Origin of the sequence: Paraburkholderia sp. EG286B (assembly GCF_040965655.1) — a bacterium.
Classification (GTDB): Bacteria; Pseudomonadota; Gammaproteobacteria; order Burkholderiales; family Burkholderiaceae; genus Paraburkholderia.
Genome location: NZ_JBFRCF010000040.1, coordinates 20,809 through 36,764 on the forward strand (window position 1 = coordinate 20,809; position 15,956 = coordinate 36,764).

Below are 15,956 nucleotides of genomic sequence, written 5' to 3' on the forward strand. Positions count from 1 at the left end.
GCATATGTATTCGTTCACTGCTCCTTTTGTCAATCCCACGGGCTCGCCGATCCGCGAGTTGTTCAAGTATCTCGGCGAGCCCGGCATGATCTCATTCGCGGGCGGTTATCCTGCCGCCGATCTCTTTGATGTCGAAGGGCTGCAGTGCGCAACTGAGCGGGCTTGGTCTGCGCCTACGAAATGCCTGCAATACGGACCAACAGATGGCGTTCCCGAACTCAAGGAGGAAATCGTCGCGTTGATGAGGCGGCGTGGTGCAGCATGTTCATCTGCAGAGCTTGTCGTGACGACCGGATCGCAACAAAGCTTCGATCTGTTGTTGCGCGTGCTGGTTGCACCCGGGGATACCGTGTTGACGGAGCAGCCTGCGTACCCCGCGACCGTGCAGGCGTTGCTGTTACAACAAGCAGACGTAGTAACGGTTCCTGTCGACGCACACGGCATCGACACAGACCGTCTTGCGGCCCTGTTGAATTCAGGGACGGTGCGTGCGCCAAAACTTCTCTACACGGTGCCGACGTTCGCCAATCCGACAGGCGCGACGCTTACGCTTGCACGGCGCTTAGCGCTGCTCGAACTGGCGGTAAAGCATCGCTTTGTGATAGTCGAGGACGAGCCTTACGCAGAGCTGCGATTCTGCGGAGAGGCCGTTCCGTCTCTGCTTGCGTTGAGCGAGCAGGTCCCGACTTCACGCAATTGGTTGGTGTACTTCGGCAGCCTATCTAAGGTCATCGCACCGGGATTGCGTGTGGGCTGGACCGTCGCTCCCATAGAAATTGCGCGGCGGTGTACGGTGGCAAAACAGACGGTCGACCTATGCAGCTCGCCGTTTACGCAGGCAATTGCGGCAGCATATCTCGCGCAGGGATCCCTTGATTCGCATCTGCCGCGTATCGTCGCGGCATATCGGGATAAGTGCGAGACATTATGTGATGAGATGGACCGCATACTGGACGGCGCCATCGAGTTTCATCGGCCGCAGGGCGGGATGTTTGTCTGGGGCCGTTGCAAGACAGGTAGTTCGTCAACGCTTCTGACGCAGGCAATTGCACAGAAAGTATTGTTTGTACCGGGCCGTGCGTTCTACGCGGATGACGCGGACGACTCGACCATGCGAATGTCCTTTACAGCCCCCACAACGGCCGATATTAAAGAAGGTGTTCAACGATTATCGACTGCAATGGAACGTTCGTTTTCCTAAAACGATGGAGACGGAGGTTGGTATCGGCGGCGTATCAACGAAGACCGCCACCGAACGTAAGTAACTTCCTGTCTCGTTCCGCCCCGGCGCAACTGCTGGACCTGAAGTTGCCGTTCGCTTAACGCCGAACTTAGAAGCTTTAACAAACAAAATGATGCAGGAGCTGTTAACTCGCAGCGATTGATGTTAACTTCATCATTGTTTCGGTAACGGAAAGGACATGGCCACGCCGATACTCGATGATGAGCTGTGGGCACTCATTGAACCCCTGCTGCCGCCACCCAAACCACGCTGTTCACGCTACCCCGGACGCAAACCACTCGATGACCGGGCAGTGCTCACCGGCATCCTGTTCATCCTGCAGACTGGCCTGCGCTGGGACCTGCTGCCGCGCGAGATGGGTTGCGGCAGCGGCATGAGCTGCTGGCGCCGTCTGCGCGACTGGGAGGCCGCCGGTGTCTGGGACCGACTGCACGAACTGCTTCTTGCAAAGCTACGCGAAGCGGGCCGCATAGACTGGTCGCGCGTGGTCGTCGACTCCTCCTCGATCCGCGCGGTTGGTGCGGGTCAAAAACGGGACCCAATCCCACCGACCGTGCGCGACCAGGTTCAAAGCACCACCTCATCACAGAAGCGCAAGGCATCCCGCTCGCGGTAATCCTCACTGGCGCCAACCGCCACGATGTCACCCAGCTTCACGCGCTGGTTGATGCCATCCCGCGCATCGCCGACAAACCTGGCCGCCCGCTTTCGAAACCGCGGATCGTTCAAGGCGACCGAGGTTACGATCACGACAAATACCGCCGTCCACTACACGCTGCCGGCATCGACACTGAAAATCGCCCGACGAGGCGAACCTCACGGCAGCGGACTGGGCAAAACCCGCTGGGTCGTCGAGCGCACCATCTCCTGGCTTCACAACTTCCGACGGCTGCGCATCCGCTTCGAACGTCTTGCATGCATCCACGAAGCCTTCATGAAAATCGCATGCTGCATCATTTGCTGGAGACGACTGAAAACGTCATTTTGTTAAGGCCTGTTAATGCAGTTTGATCCTCGGATTGAGCTGCCGTCGGAGCATGTGTGCGACGGTGGCAAGGATGGTACGACGCAAGCCTGAGACCGCCACGAGATGTTTCCGATACAGGACAGCATACAGAAGTTCGGCCACAAGTCCCTCGACAGCGAGGGGCCGGATTTTTGTTATGGCGGCGATGCTTCCCACTGCCGTCAATGATCCAAGGGAGACGAGCGAACCATAGTCTTTGTAGACGAAGGATCCCAGCGGCCGATTTTCGGTCAAGGCGGCAAGCGCCTTGCTCAAAAACATGGCCTGTTGGTGGGCCGCTTGTGCGCGCGGAGGAACAACTAGATCGCCACTGCATGCGGCACAATCTCCTATTGCGAAGATCTTCGTGTCCGACTCGCTCTGGAGAGAACTCGTAACCTTGACTTGATTGATACGGTTGACAGCAAGTCCGTCCAAAGTTGCCAACACCGCTGGGGCCTTGATGCCTGCTGCCCAAACAGTGACATCCGCAGGTATTAACGATCCATCGGCGACGGTGACCCCGTCGGCTTGCACGCTTGTGACAGGCGTTGCGGCCTTGACACAGATGTCCTTCAATTCGAGAGCCAAGCGAGAACGCTCTGAAACTCGTTGGGGAAGGACGGGCAACACTCGGGACCCCCGTTCGATGAGAGTTATACGCATTGCCGCCCCGGGGCGACTAGAGGCTATTCCGAATTGCCTCAACGTCTGCTCCATGCGGCGCAGCTCAGCTGCAAGCTCCACCCCTGTCGCGCCCGCGCCGATGATGGCGATCTGCACCGCCTCGTCGTTTTCCGGCCGGCGATCCGAATTTTTCAAGAGGCACAGTTGTATCAGTCGCTTACGCAACCGCTCGGCTTGCTCAAGCGTATCAAGAGGGAAAGCATTCTCATGCGCGCCTGGCACGTCGAAAAAATTCGTTTGACTGCCCAGCGCAAGAACCAATGAGTCATAAGTCAGTTCACGAGCGGGCAACAATTCAACGGCATTTCCACTTTCCTCCAGCACGGGAGCGATAGTAATCGAGCGGTTACGACGATCGAGGCCGACCAGTTCGCCAAGAACGAATCTGAAGTTGTTCCAATGGGAATGAGCTGCATACGAAATTTCATGCGCGTTAATGTCTAGGCTGCCAGCCGCAGCCTCATGTAGAAGAGGCTTCCAAATGTGTGTCGCACAGCGATCGACCAAAGTGACGTCGACACGACCTCTCCGGCCCGACTGGTTGCCCAGGCGAGTCGCCAGTTCCAAGCCGCCCGCGCCACCACCCACGATCACAATCCGATGCATTCCCCGCTCCAGATGATCAGTTGTAGCCCAGAATGGCTGCATAGGTTGCGTCTGCTCGCTCCGGTACATTGCCGGCGATAGAGCCGGCCAGGCGCTGCAGCAACTTCGAGTAGGACGAGGCGCCGGCTCTTTTCAGCGGCTCGTTTGATGACGTGCGATTGCCTTCCACGGCGGCGTAGAGAACAAGTGGATGCTCGTTGAATGGGTGGTTTGTAGACATGTCGTTTCGCTAATAAATAGGTAATCTAATGACGTTGCTCGAAGAATCGAAGCCTGAGCCATTCTCGCAACGAAGAAGCGCGCTGGGCAAACGATTTAAACGACCTACATTGTGCGGAAATAGAATGAAGTCTTAGACGAAGTCTAAGGCTAGGTCGGTGCGTTGATCGCTCTGGGATCGACAAGATCCTCTGCGGTGCGGTCGTACCCGCTCGGAGCCGCTGCGCGTGCTAGGTGTCGTACCGTTGCAGGCGAGCATGCGGCCTTCTGGAAGCAGCAGCCGACACCGACATTCGTTGGCTGACCAACATATCTCATACGCTTCCAACTCTCGGTTTCGTCGTTTTGCAAGCTGCGTCGTCACTCTGCGCAGAGAAAGGCATCTACCGTTTATTGGCGCCACTGCGATCTGACAACCGTAGTGGATAACATCGCTGTGTGACACAAGCACGTACATTAGAACATGAAGTGCCCAGTGCCCGCCGCGTAACACGACGTAGTTCAAGCCTCGCGTTGCCGATAAGGGCCTCGGGTAGCGAGCAGCGACGCGTTGGCGTAACGGCGCTGCCATGGAAAGCATGCCCGTGGACGTTCGAGACCGCCTAGTGGCTACGCAATCTGTTCAGAAAAAGGATTAACAGGAGATGTGTGCAATGCCCCTAAAGATCGCTGTTGGTGGGATCCAGCATGAGACGAATACCTTCCAAACCATTGATGTTCAGCTTACCGACTTCAAAGTTGAACGTGGCACTGACATCATACAGGCACATCAAGGCGTTAGATCTTACGTCGGCGGCATGTTGGATGTGGCGACGGATTTGGGCGCAACAATAGTTCCCACAATCCATGCAAGCACTGAACCAGGCGGGATCATCTCTGCCGATGCATATACGCGTTTGACTGATGATCTCATTGCTGAGATCGAAAGGTCGCTTCCAGTGGACGCGGTTGCGTTAGCACTGCATGGCGCTGGCATCGCTCGAGGTGTTGAGAACATCGAGGTCGACATTTGCGAAAGAGTCCGACAGGTCGTCGGGCCCAAGATAAAAATTGTGGTAACGCTCGACTTGCATGGAAACCTTGACTCGCGACTTTTCGACTCCGTCGACGCTGCTTTTTGTGTCCACAATTCCCCGCATGATGACATGTTCGAGCGCGGCCAAGACGCAGTCGCTCTACTACCTGAGCTCGTCACAGGCAGCATCAACCCGAAATGTTACGTGGAAAGGCTTCCCTTCCTGCTTGCGCCAATCACAACGATGCACGGGCTAGCATCGGATGTGAACAGTATGTGCCGGTCTATTGAAAAAGAACGTGGCATGATCACCTGCACCTTTTTCCACGGTTTCCCATACGCCGATTCTCCTAATGCGGGAGCCTCGATTCTTGCAATTTCTGATGGCGACGCTGGTCAGGCGCGGGAGGCGGCGCAGCGTGTCGGACGCTTCGTCTGGAACGCAAGACAAGAAATCCGTGCGACGGCGCTGACAACACATGAAGCGATCGCCTTGGCGCGAGGGGAGGGGGAATTTCCCGCAGTTGTCCTCGATGGTGCCGACAATCCGGGCGGTGGTTGCCCAGGAGACGGAACTTTCCTCTTAGAAGCCATGCTCGAGGCAAGGCTAGACAACGCTTGCTATGCCGCTATTCGCGATCCAGATGTTGTCGTCGCAGCACATCGCGCCGGAGTTGGCAGCACGATCGAAGTAAAGCTGGGCGGTAAAACGGATGGGATGCACGGTCGACCAATCCCATGCGTAGCCTACGTGAAAGCCCTGACTGATGGCCGTTTTCTTCGACGGTCTCCCGAAAACTGGGGAAAGCAAATTGATGTAGGAAAGACTGCGAGGTTACAGATCAACAATATCGACGTGGTCGTCGTTTCGGAGCGACATCAAGTCTACGAGCCGGAGATCTTCTTGATCCACGGCATCGACGTAGCTCGATACCAAATCCTTGGCATCAAATCGACCAATAAATGGCGAGGAGGATTTGCTGGAATCGTTAAGCGCGATTATCTGGCCGACAGCCCCGGACTGATGAGTCAAGACTTGAGTCGCTATTCCTACAAACTGGTTAAACGTCCTACCTACCCCCTCGACGCTACTGTAGCGTACTAGCTTGGCGTGATGGTGGTTTAGGGGATACGCGCGTCGTTGCGTGAAGACGACGCGAGTACCTATCTTTTGAGAATGTTCACGCGAACCTTCTTTGAAAGCGATGGCACAGAATAGCCAATATTATATAGTAGTACGAGGTAATTGAGACTTTGCTTCGAATGCTTTGTACTTGCCGTACGTCGAATATCGTTGTAGAGATTGTCCATTTACAGAACCGGAAGTGAAAGGCGCAAACCGCTTGAGGAGAAAAACTTGGCAACAGTTGACGCGAAATCTATGCTCGACAGGGTATGTAGGAAAGTGTCGGTGCGAATCATGCCGATGTTTTTCATGTCCTTTATCGTCGCTTATCTTGATCGGATAAATATTAGTTTTGCCAAACTGCAGATGGCCGCAGATACGGGTCTAACGGACGCTACGTACGCGATCGGCGCAAGCATCTTTTTTGCTAGTTACATGGTATTCGAGGTGCCCAGCAATCTGATCTTGCGAAGGGTCGGTACACGACTTTGGCTTGCACGGATCATGATCACGTGGGGCGTCGTCTCGATGGCAATGATGTTCGTCGCGCCCATTGCTGCGTCCATGCATGTCACGCAGACGCAAGTCTTCTACATGCTTAGATTCTTGCTCGGGATTTGTGAAGCTGGTTTCATGCCTGGCGTGCTTTTCTATATTGGGAGCTGGATACCGGCGAATAAGCAGTCGAACATGTTTGCGATTTTCTTGGCAGCATTGCCGGTCAGTTTGATGTTTGGCGGTCCAATTTCCGGATGGTTACTCCAAGTTTCAACTGCGTTCGGTCATTTCCGGGGCTGGCAATGGCTCTTTCTGCTAGAAGGCCTGCCGGCGGTTATCATGGGCATCGTCATCTTTGTCTGGCTGCCGCGTGACATTGGCTCGGCAAAATGGTTAGATTATGCTGAAAAGCAGATTCTGAACGCATCACTAAGCGGGGAGCGAACTCACAAGCAGGCCCACATGCTCGCCGCCTTTCTGGATGGGCGTGTTTGGATGCTTATCTTAATCCTCCTGGGCGTCAATACCGGTTTCTATGGCCTGTCGTTTTGGTTGCCAACAATCATTCACCACGCCGGCATAACCGACACGGTAACTATTGGATTGATCAGCGCGATTCCGTGGGTCGTGTCTATTCCCTGCATGTTCCTAAACGCATCACATTCGGCGCGGACCGGCGAGCGACTGTGGCATGCCGCGCTACCTCTCGTGATCTCTGGTATCACGTTCATGGTGAGCGCGTTGACGGCAACGAATTTTTCTTTGTCTTTCATGTTCTTGACGATCGCAGTCGGCAGTTTGATGGCGTCGTTCCCGCTCTATTGGACTTTCCCTAATCAGATCCTCACCGGAACGGCGGCGGCGGCGGGCCTTGCGTTGATTAACTCGGTCGGCGCGCTCGCCGGAATACTCGGGTCGTTCACATCTTCACTCGCTCAGTCCCTGACAGGCAATATCAATAACGGAACCTATTTCTTCGGCGCGCTCGCGCTCCTAGCCGGGTTTCTTTACCTTGCACTCCCACGCATCTTTTGTTTCGAGAATGCTGAAGCCATTCGCGTAGGAATAGGCAGAGGCGCGACCGGACACCATGCCGGAGTGTCGACGAGCAACGATATAGAAGCCCAATAAGACAATAGGGCGAAAACCAAAATGAAACGAACCACAGCGATGTTTTTCTCCGGATTGATAGGTGCGACGGCAGCTCACGCGCAGAGTTCTGTAACGCTCTATGGTGTGGTCGACGATGGTATTGCATACACTAGTAATGTTGGTGGCAAGTCGCTGGTTGCAATGCGCGCGGGTAATCTTACTCAAAGTTTTTGGGGATTTCAGGGAGCTGAAGATCTGGGCGGTGGTCTCAAAGCAATTTTCAAACTAGAAAACGGCTTTGATCTGAACACGGGAAACCTTGGAGGTCCGAGCCAGATATTCGGTCGCCAAGCCTATGTCGGCTTTGATAGCGCGAAGTTCGGCCGCATTACGATGGGCCGGCAATTCGACCTCGATCGTGAAAGCACGGGATCTCTTACGACCGCCTCCCGATTAACGGGCGGACTTGGTGCACATGCGGGCGATGTAGACAATCTTTGGGCGATCTACAACTCAGCCAATGCTGTCAAATATGTGAGTCCGAATTTTGGAGGGGTCACGTTAGGTGCGATGTACAAGTTAGGTAATGTTGCTGGTGATTTTACGAATTCGCAGTCGTATATGTTCAGTGGGTCTTATTCAAACGGCGCGCTGACGGCAGCTGCGTCGTTTGTCAGGGTCAACGATCCCGGTCAGGCAATTTACGGCGCGACAACCAGTCCGACTCTCAATGGAGCCTGGGCGAATCCGCTAACAAATACAGTCTTTGGCGGGTTTGCATCGGCGCGTCGCCTCCAGATTGCTACAGCTGGCGCTCTCTATGCGTTGGGCGGTTTCAGCGCGGCTTTTGTTTACTCAAACACGAGGTTTGAGGATGTGATCCGCACGTCAAGCACGCCACTGTCAGGCACTTTTATCTTCAACGGCTATGACGCCAACGTCTTGTACACGATGAGTGGAACATTCTTTGTCGGAGCGGGTTTCGACTATGAATCTGATCATGATGCTCACTACAGTCAAGTCTCAGCGAGCGTAAAGTATTTATTCTCGAAGAGTACATTGGTGTATTTGACGAGCGCATACCTTCATGCATCCGGCACGAACTCGTTTGGTCGGCCTGCAGTCGCGTTAACGTCGAGCTCATCGAATCAAACCACGGTCATCCTCGGCATGCGCCACTACTTCTGATCGGAGTTCGCCTACGAGGCGCTGCGCGATGAGGGGCGCAAAACGCTTCTTCCATGGGGAAGCATTTCCGACCGCTCAATCATTGTTGATTCTATGATCCACCTGGCCATCGTGGGCCGGGTTTAGCTCAGGTCGACTCGAATGCACTAATTCAGTCAGAAAATGGACAAAACCATGTTTCTAGAAGGTCTTTCAAATTTTAGTGACTTCTGTTTTTACTTGCCTAGGCATCGTCTAACAAACCTGTATCGCGTTGGTTCAAGCGCGACGGCCTGCGTTAATGGCTCGATGGAGTTGCTTATTGAAAGATCGAGCGGCCGGGTCCGTTTGCGCCTGCTGAGTGGCAGATAACCGCGAAATAGGACGACACACCGGACCAGCCATAGGCGGGGTGTACGTGACGATCGTCACCGCCGAAGCTGAGCCGTCTCTGGAACCGCGAGCAACTGGACCCCATATCCGGGAAAGATCTCTCAGGCCGCGCTGCAAGGGCGAGGGCCTTTCCTTGGCTCATGTCTGCATGAGCCAACGGTTCTTCCGTTCCGAATCGCATGTCGATGCTGTCGTTCACCTGCCTGCAGTAATTCCTATACGTGCCGATAGCGCGGATCCCGAAGAGAAAATCCGTCCTTAAAAGTGACAGGTCCCCTGAGAGATTGGCGGCGAATAGCCCGATCTTCGATACATTTTGCGCCAAACTTGTATGGAGCGTGCGCTTCATTGTAAATCCCTGGTCGAGGTGATGAGCTAAGCGCAAGGCTTCATTCAGTTTTGTCGTTTGACCGAATCGACACCTCGATTCTATGCTGGCTCTCATCTACAACAAGATTGGAGACAGCAGTGAAAACTACATCAAGCATCGACAAGAACCCGCTCAAGGAATTCCTCTCGCAGAATCTGAACGACCCTAGAATCAAGGGCTTCCGTGCAAACGAAGCCTTTCGGAAACTACCCGTCAAATTTGATATCGACAAGCTTCGGGCAGCGCACGAAGAGGTTCTGAGAATCGTGAGTTATGACGGGCTGGGTGTAAATGCTATCTGCCTGAATCAGATTCCCGGAAACGAAAGCTCGTACACGGGGGGGAATCTTCGTGGAATTTATTGGACGCGTCCCGACAGCAGCTACGAGGAGGTGCAGCGGGAGGACTATATCGACGAGGTTCGCTACAGTCAGTTCGTCCCGGCGCTCGAGCACACGTATTTTAAGACGGTGTTCGATGAGATGAGCAAGTTGATGACTCTCGGTCGCATGCGCCTTCTCAAGACTAAGAGACCATTTCAAAAAGACCCCAAGGGGGCTGTTAACCTTTTCGGCAAGCTGTTAACCTTGGTCGTCTGAACAACTGGAACCAAGGGGATGGGCGCACCGATCATTGATGACGAACTGTGGGCATTGATCGAACCTTTGCTACCGCCGCCGAAGCCGCGTCGCAAGAAATACCCGGGGCGGCTTCCGATTTCAGACCGGGCTGCGCTGAACGGCATCCTGTTCGTATTCAAGACCGGAATACGCTGGTGCGACCTTTCAACCAAGCTGGGATTCGGATCGGGGCCGACCTGCTGGAGGCGTTTGCGCGACTGGCAAAAGGCCGGCGTGTGGAGCGCGTTGCACGAGTTGCTGCTCGCCAAGTTACGCGAGGCCGGCGAACTCGATTTCTCACGGGCAGCGGTCGATTCATCCTCGGTGCGAGCCGTTGGGGCGGGCGAAAAACTGGCCCGAACCCCACCGATCGCTCGCGACCAGGTTCGAAGCATCACATCCTCGTCGACGCCAACGGCGTGCCCATCAGTGCAATCCTGACTGGCGCGAATCGTAACGACGTTACCCAGTTGCTGCCGCTCATTGACGCGATCCCGCCCATTCGCGGCGTACGCGGCCGACCGCTTCGCAAGCCCAAGGTCATCTACGCAGATCGCGGCTACGACTCCGAGCCGCATCGTGAGCGGCTTCGTGCGCGCGGTATCGAACCGGTGATCGCCAGGCGCCGTACGGAACACGGTAGCGGACTCGGCAAATTCCGCTGGGTGGTCGAGCGGACTCACGCATGGCTGCACAATTTTCGTCGTCTTCGCATTCGCTTTGAGCGTCGAGCCGACATTCACGAGGCATTCCTTAAACTTGGTTGCTCGCTCGTCTGCTGGAACATCTTCAGACGTGCCGAGCAGTCTTTTGGAAACGGTCTCTTATTCTCCGCGACCGAAGGCGTAGAGGGACAAGGTCAGCAAGGTCGTGACGCCCAGGACGATCGAAACACCCGTCAACCCGGCCGAAAACGTAGCAAAACTATCCTTGAGGTATCCAACGAGGTACGGTCTCGCAAAGCCGCCGAGAGCACCGATCGAGTTGATGAACACCAGGCCGCCGGCAGCGGCCCGCCCGGAAATGAACCGGGCCGGGAGCGTATAAAAGATCGTCCGGCCTGCAATCGTGCCGATCAAAGCCAGCGTAATGCCAGTCATCGCCGAAACCAGTTGGTGAAAGTACGTCGAGACTCCGAGCGCGAACGCGGCGATCAGTAGACCCGCGGCGAGATTGCCGATCGGGTCGCCGCGACGATCGACTCGCCTCGCCCACCAGAGCAACGCTACGGTGGCGAAGAAGTAGGGTACGGCCGATATCCAGCCGGTCTGCATCACGCTCATTCCATGCACTTTCAGCATCTGGGGTAGCCAGATACCGATGCCGTAAGAGCCCATAGTGAAGCCGAAAGAGATCATCGCCAGAATGTAGATGCGCACGTCTTTCAAAGCCGCGACGAAATCCTTCTTTTTCTGACTCGACGCGCCTTCCCGATCTGTTGCGTCTTGCAGTGCTTGCCGTTCGTCGTGCGATAACCAGCTTGCGTCGGCAGGATTGTCTGCGAGCATCATCAGCACCAGGAAACCGAGCACGCACGAGGGCAATCCCTGAACGATGAACATCCATCGCCAGCCCGCCAGTCCCAGGACGCCGTGTGGAGCAGCCACGCCGAGAGCGGCCCGCCCACGAGCGCGGATAGCGGCGTGGAGACGGTGAACTATGCGAGCACACGCGTGCGATAGGCAGCCGGGAACCAGACCGCGAGGAAGAAGATCACGCCTGGAAAGAAACCGGCTTCTCCGATGCCCAGGAGCAGCCGAATCACGTAAAAGCTTCTCGGGCTAACAGCGAGCGCTGTTCCCGCTGCGAAGAAGCCGCACGTGATCACGATTCGAGCGAGCCAGCGTCGTGCGCCGAAGCGGTACAAGACCAGGCTGCTCCTGAACCGCAAGTACGATCGGCACCTGCTGCATGCGACAAAGCGTTTGGCCGATGTGCGCGCTCAGCACGCCATCGACATCCACCTGTGGGTTATCGAAAAACCGATAAGCCGCCTTCAGCTCAGAAGCATTGAACGATTGCGGAAAGGAGCAATGCGGACTCGTCGAAAGCCTACGCGGCAGCATCACGAGCCGTCTGGTCAGGCGAGCGTCGCCAAGTTCGGCAGCACCAAACTCTTCACTTGCCCAGTCATCGAGGTCAGGGGTGTGCGACAACGCCCGGCATCACAGATCATGAACGGCTCCAAAGTTAAGGAAGGTCTGCAAAAGTCCTGGCATTGACGCCCCGTTCAGCTATCCTGGAAGCATCGCGAATTAGTTGAGGAGAAGAGTAATGTCGCAGTTGGGTCTTGACCTAGATCTGTCAACCAAGCGCACGCGCAAGCGGGAATTTCTCGATGAGATGCGGCGTGTCGTGCCTTGGTCGAAGCTGATTGCGCTGATCGAGCCGCACTATCCGGCAGGCAAAACCGGACGGCCGCCTTTCCCGATCGCGACGATGCTGCAAATTCATTTTATGCAGCAGTGGTTCGGTCTGTCGGACCCTGCAATGGAAGAGGCTCTGTACGATGTGCCGCTGTATCGCGAGTTCGCGGGTCTCGACGGCGGCATGGTGCGTTTGCCGGATGAAAGCACGATTCTCCGCTTCCGCCATCTGCTTGAAACACATGGGCTGGCCGCGCAAATGCTCGCACTGGTCAATGAGATCCTGACGGAGAAGGGCTTGATGCTAAAGGCTGGATCCGCAGTCGACGCCACCCTGATTGCCGCGCCCAGTTCGACAAAGAACGGTTCCGGCACCCGGGATCCGGAAATGCACTCGACGCAGAAAGGCGGCAACTGGTATTTCGGAATGAAATCGCACGTGCGACTTGAAAGTCGCTTGAATTTCTGTCTAACTCAACGAGATGAGCGTTGTGATTAAACCGGTTGTTCCATCAACGGTTCCCTACCCAGACATGCGGAGCTGGTAACAGCTCGGTGTGAAGCTCTGGGGACAATGAACCGCCGATTGATTTCGGTACGCCGACCCGTGAGGGAAGGCGGAATCTGCCAGCACAAGGGTGGTGAGGGTCTAGACATAATGTATTGGACCTGCTGCACCTCAAGCGACGCGGGTTAAGCTTGAGGCTCCAAAAAACCAAAGGCTCAGAGCCGCAATTGAGGAGAGCAGGTCGTGAAGCAGTTTAGCAAGTTCGTTGGGTTGGATGTGACAAGGCAACGATTGCGGTTTCTGTGGCCGATGCGAACGGAGGGGAAGTTCGTTACGTTGGCGAGATTGCGAATACTTCGGAGGCGATCGAAAAGCTGGTTCGGCAGTTGAGAAAGGGAGACGCGCATCTTTCGTTCTGTTATGAGGCAGGCCCGTGTGGATACGGGATTTACCGGCAGCTCAGCGATCTCGGATGGGATTGCCAGGTTGTCGCACCATCCCTGATCCCACGGAAAGCAGGCGAACGGGTCAAGACTGACCGTCGCGATAGTCTGATGTTGGCGCGCCTGCACCGGGCCGGAGAGCTGACAGCTGTTTGGGTTCCCGACGATGCGCAGGAAGGATTGCGCGACCTGACTCGAGCGCGCGAGGACATGAAGCACCTGCAGCGTCAGGCCAAGCAACGCCTATCTGCCTTTCTGCTTCGATATGGCAAGAGCTACAGCGGCAAGAGCAACTGGACCCAGGCGCACTATCGGTGGCTGGAGCAACAGAAATTCGGACAACCAGTCCAGCAGATTGTGTTTCAGGAGTATGTTGACACGGTCAAGGCGATCAGCAAGCGTATCGATGGGCTGGACACGCAACTTGAGCGCGTGGCAAACGAATCAGTGTTCTGGCCAGTGATCGAAGGGCTGATGGCGCTGCGCGGTGTCAACCTGCTGACGGCGATGACGGTGGTCGCAGAGATCGGTGATCTGAGGCGCTTCGACAGTGCCCCGCAATTGATGGCCTATCTGGGGCTGGTGCCCAGCGAACACTCCAGCGGCGCCACCAAATCGCGTGGCGCAATCACCAAAACCGGCAACGCTCACGTGCGCCGGGTATTGGTCGAGGCGTCTTGGACCTATCGCCATCCAGCCAGGAAAACCGCACATCTGCAACGCCGTGCAGAGCGAACCAGCGAAGCGGTCCAGGATATTGCCCGGAAGGCACAAAAACGCCTGTGTGCGCGTTATCGATTAATGGAGGGTAAAGGCAAACTCAAGGTACAGGCATGTACTGCAGTTGCACGCGAGCTGACAGGCTTCATATGGGCAATAGGCCAGGCATTGCCCCAGCCTGTGCCCAATCGTTAGAGACGTCGTCATGCGCATACAGTGTGTTGGTAGCGGAATGGACAACGGTGGGAGAACCCTCGTTGACACTATGAGGCATCCAGCAATGGAATGATCCTCGAATCTAGAGCGAGGCAGCTCCCCGACGAATCGGTTGTCATGCGGTACCCAACCCGCGCATATCAGACTGATCAACCGTCGGCATGCCGTCCGTTCTGCTACCTGCACACTGTGCGAGCCAAGATCTTTTATAAACCAGTGGACAGGTCAAATACATATCAGTGTCCAGTTCCGCTGATTCGCGAACAAAGTCGGTGTAGTTATTCGAGGATGGAGTCGGCTGTCGCGGTCCAGACGAACGGCTTTGCAGTTTTCGTTGTAGTGGGAAACGAATTGATCGATCCGCTTGATTAACTGTTTGACCGAGCCGAACGAACCTCTGCGGATCGCTTTATCGGTGATCAACGCAAAGAAGCGTTCGACCTGATTGAGCCACGAACTGTAGGTGGGAATGAAATGCATGTGCCAGCGGGGGCGTGTCGCCAGCCACGCCTTGACCTTCGGATGCTTGTGACTGCTGTAGTTGTCGACGATGCAGTGCACGTCGAGCTCAACCGGGACAGCCTTGTCGATTTCGCGCAGGAACGACAGGAATTCCTGATGTCGGTGACGTGGCTTGCAAGTGGCGAGTACAGCGCCGTTGAGCACGTTCAGAGCGGCAAACAGCGTGGTGGTACCGTGACGCACGTAATCGTGCGTCACGCCTTCGACGTAGCCGAAGCCCATCGGCAGCATGGGTTGCGTGCGCTCGAGCGCCTGGCACTGACTTTTCTCGTCCACGCACAACACCAGCGCGTTTTCCGGCGGACTGAGGTACAAGCCGACCACATCGCGCAGTTTCTCGATGAAGAATTGATCGGTCGAGAGTTTGAAGCTTTCACTGCGATGGGGTTGCAGGCCCAGCAGCTTGAAGTAACGATGCACACTCGTTGGCGAGATGGCAGTCTCGGCCGCGATTGTACGAACGCTCCAGTGCGTGGAGCCGTCCGCAGGCTTGGTGTGCAGGGTCTTGTGAATCAGTTGGGCGAGTCGCTCATCGTCAATCGAACGTGGCTTGCCGGGAGGCACGCGAGCACCAGGAGCGGAGCCGTTACGGATTACCGCCATTCGTCACGCCGACGTATCGCGAACTGCGCAAGATCTGGAGGGAGCACAGGGACCCGGAAACGCGACGGCTCGCACTGGAGGTCCAAACCGCGCGCTACGCCATCGCCTGATGGCTGAACTGCAACGGATGGTGCTGATTGTTAATCGGCGACTGAGTCGCGTTCTAAAGACATTCGGCGTGTGAAGTGGCGAGGGCGCTTGATGTGAGATGCTAGCAACTCAAATGGTTAGTTGCGTTTTAGAAGACGGACGTCATGTCGGTCACAACTGGGGGTGAGATCGTCACTGCGATGACGGTAACGCGCGCGATGCGATTGCGGATAATGCATCGCGGGACGATTTCCTCAGTCGCGCGCCGAACGCGGTAAGCACCCGGCAAACACACCGGGGGCACGGATTCGTGTCGATCAGGCTGTGGTAGGTGACCAGAGATGTGGAAGCAACTGCGCGAGATTGTCGGCGCGCTGGGTCGGCAAGCGAGTCAGGACGTCTTTCAGATAGCAATACGGGTCATGACCGTTGAGCTGTGCCGATCG

General features: G+C 55.8%; 12 protein-coding genes and 6 pseudogenes. 11 read left to right on the plus strand and 7 right to left on the minus strand.

What is annotated here, in order from left to right; all coding sequences use genetic code 11:
* The first annotated feature begins 4 nt into the window (after window positions 1-4).
* The 3 genes and pseudogenes from AB4Y42_RS40465 to AB4Y42_RS40475 all read left to right on the plus strand — a co-directional run bounded on the left by AB4Y42_RS40465 (window position 5) and on the right by AB4Y42_RS40475 (window position 2,234).
* On the plus strand, window positions 5-1,201 hold the full coding sequence (locus AB4Y42_RS40465) for a PLP-dependent aminotransferase family protein (protein WP_368697434.1): 1,197 nt from the start codon (window positions 5-7) through the stop codon (window positions 1,199-1,201).
* 220 nt (window positions 1,202-1,421) lie between these two features.
* Window positions 1,422-1,859, plus strand: a complete 438-nt coding sequence (locus tag AB4Y42_RS40470) for a transposase (protein ID WP_368697435.1) — start codon at window positions 1,422-1,424, stop codon at window positions 1,857-1,859.
* Window positions 1,826-2,234: pseudogene (locus tag AB4Y42_RS40475) on the plus strand (IS5 family transposase). Before AB4Y42_RS40470 ends, AB4Y42_RS40475 begins: the two are co-directional and overlap by 34 nt.
* Before the next feature lie 6 nt (window positions 2,235-2,240).
* Here AB4Y42_RS40475 and AB4Y42_RS40480 read toward each other — a convergent pair.
* Complete coding sequence (locus AB4Y42_RS40480; protein ID WP_368697436.1) at window positions 2,241-3,542, minus strand: NAD(P)/FAD-dependent oxidoreductase; 1,302 nt, start codon at window positions 3,540-3,542, stop codon at window positions 2,241-2,243.
* Window positions 3,543-3,558: 16 nt separating this feature from the next.
* Window positions 3,559-3,762, minus strand: a complete 204-nt coding sequence (locus tag AB4Y42_RS40485; RefSeq protein WP_368697437.1) for a hypothetical protein — start codon at window positions 3,760-3,762, stop codon at window positions 3,559-3,561.
* Window positions 3,763-4,414: 652 nt separating this feature from the next.
* Between AB4Y42_RS40485 and AB4Y42_RS40490 the strand changes: the two genes are divergently transcribed.
* From AB4Y42_RS40490 to AB4Y42_RS40500, 3 genes are all read left to right on the plus strand, one after another.
* Window positions 4,415-5,881 (plus strand): M81 family metallopeptidase, encoded by a 1,467-nt coding sequence (locus AB4Y42_RS40490; protein WP_368697438.1) that lies wholly within the window; start codon window positions 4,415-4,417, stop codon window positions 5,879-5,881.
* A gap of 252 nt (window positions 5,882-6,133) precedes the next feature.
* Window positions 6,134-7,531: an MFS transporter gene (locus AB4Y42_RS40495; protein WP_368697439.1), complete on the plus strand. Its 1,398-nt coding sequence runs from the start codon at window positions 6,134-6,136 to the stop codon at window positions 7,529-7,531.
* A gap of 21 nt (window positions 7,532-7,552) precedes the next feature.
* Window positions 7,553-8,680, plus strand: coding sequence for a porin (locus tag AB4Y42_RS40500; protein ID WP_368697440.1), 1,128 nt, complete (start codon window positions 7,553-7,555; stop codon window positions 8,678-8,680).
* Window positions 8,681-8,978: 298 nt separating this feature from the next.
* On the opposite strand, the gene AB4Y42_RS40505 is transcribed toward AB4Y42_RS40500, so the two are convergent.
* Window positions 8,979-9,401 (minus strand): hypothetical protein, encoded by a 423-nt coding sequence (locus AB4Y42_RS40505; protein WP_368697441.1) that lies wholly within the window; start codon window positions 9,399-9,401, stop codon window positions 8,979-8,981.
* A 119-nt stretch (window positions 9,402-9,520) separates the two neighbouring features.
* On the opposite strand from AB4Y42_RS40505, the gene AB4Y42_RS40510 reads away from it, so the two are divergent.
* The 3 genes and pseudogenes from AB4Y42_RS40510 to AB4Y42_RS40520 all read left to right on the plus strand — a co-directional run.
* Window positions 9,521-10,021 carry a hypothetical protein gene (locus AB4Y42_RS40510; RefSeq protein WP_368697442.1) on the plus strand — a complete coding sequence of 167 codons (501 nt, stop codon included), beginning with the start codon at window positions 9,521-9,523 and terminating at the stop codon, window positions 10,019-10,021.
* An 18-nt stretch (window positions 10,022-10,039) separates the two neighbouring features.
* A pseudogene (locus AB4Y42_RS40515) lies at window positions 10,040-10,234 on the plus strand (transposase); the annotation flags it as partial.
* Window positions 10,235-10,278: 44 nt separating this feature from the next.
* Window positions 10,279-10,764, plus strand: a pseudogene (locus AB4Y42_RS40520) (IS5 family transposase); the annotation flags it as partial.
* Between the two features lie 102 nt (window positions 10,765-10,866).
* Here AB4Y42_RS40520 and AB4Y42_RS40525 read toward each other — a convergent pair.
* Together AB4Y42_RS40525 and AB4Y42_RS40530 are read right to left on the minus strand one after the other, a co-directional pair.
* Window positions 10,867-11,921, minus strand: a pseudogene (locus tag AB4Y42_RS40525) (MFS transporter); the annotation flags it as partial.
* On the minus strand, window positions 11,824-12,198 hold the full coding sequence (locus AB4Y42_RS40530; RefSeq protein WP_368697443.1) for a transposase DNA-binding-containing protein: 375 nt from the start codon (window positions 12,196-12,198) through the stop codon (window positions 11,824-11,826). The gene AB4Y42_RS40530 and the pseudogene AB4Y42_RS40525, both read right to left, overlap by 98 nt.
* 118 nt (window positions 12,199-12,316) lie before the next feature.
* Between AB4Y42_RS40530 and AB4Y42_RS40535 the strand changes: the two are divergent.
* Together AB4Y42_RS40535 and AB4Y42_RS40540 are read left to right on the plus strand one after the other, a co-directional pair.
* Window positions 12,317-12,862: pseudogene (locus AB4Y42_RS40535) on the plus strand (IS5 family transposase); the annotation flags it as partial.
* Window positions 12,863-13,206: 344 nt separating this feature from the next.
* Window positions 13,207-14,274, plus strand: a complete 1,068-nt coding sequence (locus AB4Y42_RS40540) for an IS110 family transposase (protein ID WP_368697445.1) — start codon at window positions 13,207-13,209, stop codon at window positions 14,272-14,274.
* 299 nt (window positions 14,275-14,573) lie between these two features.
* Here AB4Y42_RS40540 and AB4Y42_RS40545 read toward each other — a convergent pair.
* Window positions 14,574-15,375 (minus strand): annotated as a pseudogene (locus AB4Y42_RS40545) (IS630 family transposase); the annotation flags it as partial.
* Between the two features lie 452 nt (window positions 15,376-15,827).
* Window positions 15,828-15,956, minus strand: a 129-nt coding sequence (locus tag AB4Y42_RS40550) for a transposase domain-containing protein (protein ID WP_368697446.1), incomplete at its 5' end; no start/stop codon positions are given.

Coding starts and splice junctions, on each gene's coding strand:
- AB4Y42_RS40465 (WP_368697434.1), top strand. CDS start 5: ATGTATTCGTTCACTGCTCCTTTTGTCAATCCCACGGGCTCGCCGATC.
- AB4Y42_RS40470 (WP_368697435.1), top strand. CDS start 1,422: ATGGCCACGCCGATACTCGATGATGAGCTGTGGGCACTCATTGAACCC.
- AB4Y42_RS40480 (WP_368697436.1), bottom strand. CDS start 3,542: ATGCATCGGATTGTGATCGTGGGTGGTGGCGCGGGCGGCTTGGAACTG.
- AB4Y42_RS40485 (WP_368697437.1), bottom strand. CDS start 3,762: ATGTCTACAAACCACCCATTCAACGAGCATCCACTTGTTCTCTACGCC.
- AB4Y42_RS40490 (WP_368697438.1), top strand. CDS start 4,415: ATGCCCCTAAAGATCGCTGTTGGTGGGATCCAGCATGAGACGAATACC.
- AB4Y42_RS40500 (WP_368697440.1), top strand. CDS start 7,553: ATGAAACGAACCACAGCGATGTTTTTCTCCGGATTGATAGGTGCGACG.
- AB4Y42_RS40505 (WP_368697441.1), bottom strand. CDS start 9,401: ATGAAGCGCACGCTCCATACAAGTTTGGCGCAAAATGTATCGAAGATC.